Annotated in this window: 3 protein-coding genes and 1 pseudogene; all 4 read left to right on the plus strand. The window is 66.8% G+C overall.

The window, feature by feature from the left end:
* Window positions 1-560: 560 nt before the first annotated feature.
* Window positions 561-2,999 (plus strand): GH92 family glycosyl hydrolase, encoded by a 2,439-nt coding sequence (locus tag DBR20_RS17565; RefSeq protein WP_181393122.1) that lies wholly within the window; start codon window positions 561-563, stop codon window positions 2,997-2,999.
* Window positions 3,000-3,095: 96 nt separating this feature from the next.
* Window positions 3,096-4,145 (plus strand): LacI family DNA-binding transcriptional regulator, encoded by a 1,050-nt coding sequence (locus tag DBR20_RS17570; protein WP_108267287.1) that lies wholly within the window; start codon window positions 3,096-3,098, stop codon window positions 4,143-4,145.
* Window positions 4,146-4,215: 70 nt separating this feature from the next.
* A complete protein-coding gene (gene fucP, locus DBR20_RS17575; protein WP_089240859.1) occupies window positions 4,216-5,529 on the plus strand; it encodes an L-fucose:H+ symporter permease in 1,314 nt (437 codons plus the stop codon).
* Window positions 5,530-5,569: 40 nt separating this feature from the next.
* Window positions 5,570-6,365 (plus strand): annotated as a pseudogene (locus DBR20_RS17580) (carbohydrate kinase); the annotation flags it as partial.

Consider the following 6,365-nt stretch of genomic DNA (forward strand, 5'->3'; position numbering starts at 1 on the left):
GACCCACCCCGCCTTCGACAGGTTCCGCGATCTGCCGGAATGGCATGGAGTGCTCCTGGTGGGTGTCGATCTTGGTCGACACGTAGATCCACGCCATGCGTGGATGAAATCCAATCCATTCGATGATTTCGAAATCGGTAGGAACATCCATCCACGCACGGCGTGGATCTACCAGACATCAGGAAACTGTCAGGGGTGGGGCGGTGTGGGTATGCAGGACCGTTGGCGCCATGGATGGCGCCATCGAGCCCCCATGGATGGGTTTACGGCGTGTCCTGCATACCCACACCGCCCTGCCCACCCCGGCAGTCTGCTTCTGCCCTTGCTCCGGCCTCTGCGGGTGCCGGGCGCAGCCCGGCCGAAGCCCCCCCTCATGCTGCGCCGCAGAATGCATTGGGCGAAATTCCCATGCTCTACTTGAATCGATCTAAATCCGCCGGGGTGCGGATTTGTACCGATGGAAACGAGGGCTCGGCCTGTGCCGCCGGTCTTCGCTGCCGCCCTGCCGCCAAGGAGTCCTGCCCGTGACCAGGTTGTCCCACCGCCGTCCCGCCCGCCGCCTGTCGGCACTGTCCCATCGGCCCCTGGCCCGCATCGCCTGCCTGCTGGCGCTCGCGGTGACGCCCTGGCTGCAGGCCGCACCGGCCGCGCTGGAGCGCGAGGTCAACACCTTCATCGGCAGCAAGGATGACGGCAACACCTTCCCCGGTGCTTCGGCGCCGTTCGGCCTGATCCAGGTCAGCCCGATCGGCAGCCACTATTCGGGCTGGCGCTACGACGACGACAAGATCCGCGGCTTCGGCCACTCCTTCCTGTCCGGCGCCGGTTGCTGGGAGCAGGGCGGGCAGGTCTCGGTGCTGCCGGTGACGGGCAGCATCGGCCCCGGGGGCGACTTCGATACCGCCAACCCCAAGCAGTTCGATCACAAGGCGTATGCCTCGGCCTATACCCATGACGGCGAAATCGGCCAGGCCGGCTACTACAAGGTGCGTCTGACCAGCTATGGCGGAATCGACGCCGAAGCGACGGCGCGTACCCGCGCGGCTGCCGAGCGTTACACCTTCAGCCAAGGCAAGGGTGATGGCCACGTGCTGGTCAATGTCGGCCAGGCCAACGAACGCCACTCGGTGATCGGCAGCGTGGTCGATGTGGTCGGCGACCGCGTGGTCGAAGGCAAGCTGGTCACCAAGAGCTTCTGTGGTGGCCATCAGTACACCACCTGGTTCCGTATCGAGTTCGACCGCCCGTTCAAGGCGCATGGCACCTGGGGCGAGGGCGGTGGCCTGCCGGGCGCACGCCACAGCATGGAAGGCGAGCAGAAGCCGAATGGCGCGTGGCTCAGCTTCGACCTGGCCAAGGGCCAATCGGTTACTGCCGTCAGCGCGATTTCGCATGTGGACGCCGAAGGTGCACGCACCAACCTGCGCGCCGAGGGCATGCAGGGCGGGGCGCTGCTCGGCTTCGACCGCATGCGTGCGCTGTCGCAGCAGTCCTGGCGGGAGCAGCTGGGCCGGGTGCGTGTGCAGGGCGGCACTGCCGACGATCGGACCGTGTTCTACAGCGCGGTCTATCACGCACTGCTGCAGCCGATGACCGGCAACGATGCCGATGGCCGCTACCGTGGCTATGACGATGGCATCCATCGCGCCGATGGCTGGACCTACTACGAGTACTTCTCGCTGTGGGACACCTACCGCGCACAGAACCAGTGGCTGGCGCTGACACGTCCGGACGTGGCGCGCGACATCGGCCGTACTCTGCTGGCGATCGACGAGCAGGGTGGCTGGTTGCCGCGCTGGGGCTATGCCAACTTCGAGACCAACATCATGACCGGTGATCCGGTCACCCCGTTCATGGTCGACCTGTGGCGCTTCGGTGCGCTCAAAGGCCGTGAATCGCAGGCATGGGACGCGCTGCGCCGCAATGCCTTCGGCACGCCGCCGCTGAACTCGCGCATGGCCGGCCGTTCCGGCAATCCAACCTATCTGGACAAGGGCTACGTGGTCTACGACCGCGCGTTCCCGTCCAAGGGCATGGACGTTGATCCGCACCACGGTGGTTCGGCTACCTTGGAATACGCGCTGGCCGACTGTGCGCTTTCGCAGATGGCCGATGGCCTCGGCCATGCGCAGGACGCGGCGACGCTGCGTGAGCGCGGTCGCAACTGGCGCAAGGTGTGGGACCCGCAGGTGCGTGATGCCGAGACCGGCTTCACCGGTTTCCCGCGTCCGCGTACCGAGGATGGCCAGTGGTACACCCCGGCCGATGGCCACTACAGCCCGCGCTCGCACCATGGTTTCCATGAAGGCACGGCTTGGCAGTACCAGTGGCTGGCGCAGCAGGACGTGCCGGGCCTGGTCGAAGCGATGGACGGCCGCGAACAGGCGGGCCGCCGCCTGGATGCCTTCTTCGCGATGGATGCGCTGCAGGCCGACCCGCTCAATGCCGCCCGCAAGGAATGGGTGGTCGGGCCGTACAGCTACTACAACCAGTTCCGCTACAACCCCAACAACGAGCCTGACCTGCATTCGCCGTGGCTGTACACGCTGATCGGCCAGCCGTGGAAGACCGCCGCGGTGGTGCGTGCTGCGCAGCAGCTGTTCACCAATGCGCCCAACGGCGTGACCGGCAACGATGACCTCGGCACGATGTCGGCCTGGTACCTGTTCAGTGCGATCGGCGTGTACCCGGCGGTGCCGGGCAGCGGCGAGTTCCTGCTGCACACGCCGCGCTTTGCCAAGGTCGAGGTCGAGCTGGGCAATGGCCGCACCCTGCGCATCGAGGCGCCTGGCGCCGATGGCCGCCGCCTGCAGTACGTGCAGGGCGTGCAGGTCGATGGCCAGGCACATGCGCCGGTATGGCTGGGCTGGAACCAGCTGCAGCAGGGCCCGAAGCTGCGTTTCGCCCTCGATGGCACGGCGCCCACGCAGGGCTGGGGCACGGCGGTGAAGGATCTGCCGGTGTCCTGGTGTGCGGCACCAGGCAGCCAGCTGCACTGAGCCGGGCTGTGCCGTTCGAGGCAACCCAGCGAACGGCACGGCACGACAGGGCCGCGATCCATTAGGCTTGAGCATCCATCGGAGTGCGGGAAGACGATGAACGACAACGGCGACAGTTCCAGCAAGCGTTCCGGCAAGGCGGTGACGGTGACCGACATCGCCCGTGCCATCGGCGTTTCGCGCGCGACCGTGTCGCTGGTGCTGCGCGGCAGCCCCTTGGTCAACGTCGATACGCGTGCCCGGGTGGAGGCTGAGCTTCGCCGCCAGCGTTATGTCTACAACCGCGCTGCGGCGAACCTGCGGCGACGCACATCGTCCAGCATCGCCCTGGTCATCAACGATCTGTCCAACCCGTTCTTCGCCGAATTCGCCTCCGGTGTGGACGAGGCACTGGGTGGGCGCGGCTACGTGACCCTGCTCGGCAGTACCGGCGAGTCACCCGAGCGCCAGCAGGCGGTGCTGTCCACGTTGATGGAGCACACGCCTGCAGGCCTGATCCTGTCACCGGCCGAAGGCAGCGATGCCACGCTGCTGCGGCAGGCGCTGGGTGCCAATGCCAACGTATTGCTGTTCAACCGTGAACTGGACGGCGCCGAGTGGGACTTCCTGACCCTGGACAACCAGCATGGCGCCTACCTGGCCACCCGCCACCTGATCGAGCGCGGCCATCGCCAGATCGCGTTCTTCGGTGGGCACGCGGCATCGAGTTCCTGCCACCAGCGTCGCGCTGGCTTCCAGCAGGCACTGGCCGAAGCCGGGCTGGCGCTGCCGCCGGGCTGGATGATCGAATCGGCACCCAACCGCCTGGAAGCGGCCGCGCGCACCGACGAACTGTTCGTCGATGGCCATCGGCCGAGCGCGGCGGTCTGCTACAACGACACCGTCGCGCTGGGCCTGATGCTGGGCCTCAACTCGCGCGGCATCCGTCCTGGCGGTGACTTCGCGGTGACCGGCTTCGACGACATTTCCGAAGCGTCGGTTGCCGTGCCGCCGCTGACCACCTTGACCGCCGACCCGCGCGAGCGCGGCCGGCAGGCGGCGTCCCTGCTGCTGCAACGACTGGAGGAACCGGATGCGCCACCACGGCGCACGGTCGCCCCGGTACAGTTGCGCATCCGCGAAAGCAGTGCCGCACGTCCGAACTGATGCTCTGCTGCTGAACTGATTGCACCCTTCCACGCACCAACGACCTTTCGCGCATCGAGGCGCGTACCGCATGCCGATCTCCGCAACGCCCCGCCCATCGGGTTCCCCGGGCAACCAGCCTGCCGTCACCAACGGCAAGGCGCTGGCCGTGGTCACCACCATCTTCTTCATGTGGGGCTTCCTGACCTGCCTCAATGACATCCTGATTCCGCATCTGAAGGCGGTGTTCGAACTGAACTACGCCAAGGCGATGCTGGTGCAGTTCACCTTCTTCGGCACCTACTTCCTGATGTCGTTGCCGGCCGGGCGGCTGGTGGCAGCGCTGGGTTACAAGAAGGGCATCGTGGCCGGTCTGGTGATCGCCGGCATCGGCGCGCTGGGCTTCTGGCCGGCCGCTGAGCTGCGCGTCTATGGCGCCTTCCTCGGTGCGTTGTTCGTGCTGGCCACCGGCATCACCGTGCTGCAGGTCGCGGCCAACCCGTATGTGGCGCTGCTTGGCCCTGAGCAGACCAGTTCCAGCCGCCTGACCCTGGCACAGGCGTTGAACTCGCTGGGTACGGCCATTGCGCCGATCTTCGGCGGCATGCTGATCCTGTCCAACACGGCCATGAGCGGTGAGCAGATTGCTGCGCTGCCGGCCGCCGAACAGCTTGCCTACCGTACCGCCGAGGCGCACGCGGTGCAGGGCCCCTACGTGGGCCTGGCCATTGCGCTGGTGCTGCTGGCATTGTTCGTGTTCCTGTTCCGCCTGCCGGCGCTGAACGACACCACCGAGCAGGCCGACCACGGCCACCAGCACAGCTATTTCGATGCATTGCGCAAGCGCCATCTGCTGCTGGGCGTGCTCGGCATCTTCTTCTACGTCGGCGCTGAAGTATCGATCGGCAGCTTCCTGGTCAACTACCTGTCGATGCCCACCATCGGCGGCTTCAGCGAGCAGGAAGCCACCCACTATGTGTCGGCCTACTGGACGATGGCGATGATCGGTCGCTTCGCCGGTTCGGCGCTGCTGGCGCGCTTCTCGCCGAGCCGACTGCTGGCGATCTTCGCGCTGGTCAATGTCGGCCTGCTGACGCTGACCATGATGACCTCCGGCAACGTCGCGCTGTACTCGGTGGTAGCGATCGGCCTGTTCAATTCGATCATGTTCCCGACCATCTTCGCGCTCAGCATCGAGCGCCTGGGCCCGCTGACCAGCAAGGGCTCGAGCCTGCTGATCATGGCCATCGTCGGTGGCGCCGTGGTGCCTTACCTGCAGGGCGTCCTGGCCGACCACGTCGGCGTGCAGGCCAGCTTCATCCTGCCGCTGCTGTGCTACGGCTACATCATTTTCTACGGACTGGTCGGCGCCCGCGCGCCGGCTGCCGGCACGCAGGGAGGCTGAGTCGAAAATGGGTTCCATCGTCTGCTTCGGCGAAATTTTGATCGATCTACTAGCGCAGCCGCCGGCCTCGGCCGATACCCCGCGCGCGTTCCTGCAGTACGCCGGCGGTGCACCGGCCAACGTCGCGGTGGCCGCTGCACGGCTGGGCGCGAAGACCCAGTTCGTCGGCATGCTTGGCCGCGACATGTTCGGCGACTTCCTGGCAGAGAGCCTGAGCGAACACGGCGTCGGCACCGACTACATCGTGCGTACCGACGCGGCCAAGACCGCGCTGGCCTTCGTGGCACTGGACGCGGGCGGCGAACGCAGCTTCAGCTTTTACCGTCCGCCTGCCGCCGACCTGCTGTTCCGTGACAGCGACTTCCAGGCAGGCTGCTTCGATGGCGCGCAGTGTTTCCATGTCTGTTCCAACAGCCTGACCGAAGCAGATATCGCCGAAGCGACGTTCGCCGGCATGGACCGCGCGCGCACGGCCGGCGCAGTGGTCAGCCTGGATCTCAACCTGCGTCCGGCGCTGTGGCCGGCCGATGTCGACCCGACACCGCGGTTGTGGCAGGCGCTGGAACGCGCCGACCTGGTCAAGCTGTCGCGCGAGGAACTGGAGTACCTGGCGGCACCGCTCGGCGATGACGGCGAGGCACTGGTGCTGCGGCGCCTGCTGGCCGCGCAGGCGCGTTGGGTGATCATCACCGACGGCGCCGCCACGCTGCATTGGTACACCCGCGAGACGCAGGGCAAGGTCACCAGCTTCCGCGTCCCCACCGTGGACACCACCGCAGCCGGTGACGCCTTTGTTGGTGGCGTGCTGGTCGGGCTGCTGGAGCGGGGTGGGGCGG

It is taken from the genome of Stenotrophomonas sp. HMWF023, from assembly GCF_003060985.1.
Taxonomy (GTDB): Bacteria; Pseudomonadota; Gammaproteobacteria; order Xanthomonadales; family Xanthomonadaceae; genus Stenotrophomonas; species Stenotrophomonas lactitubi.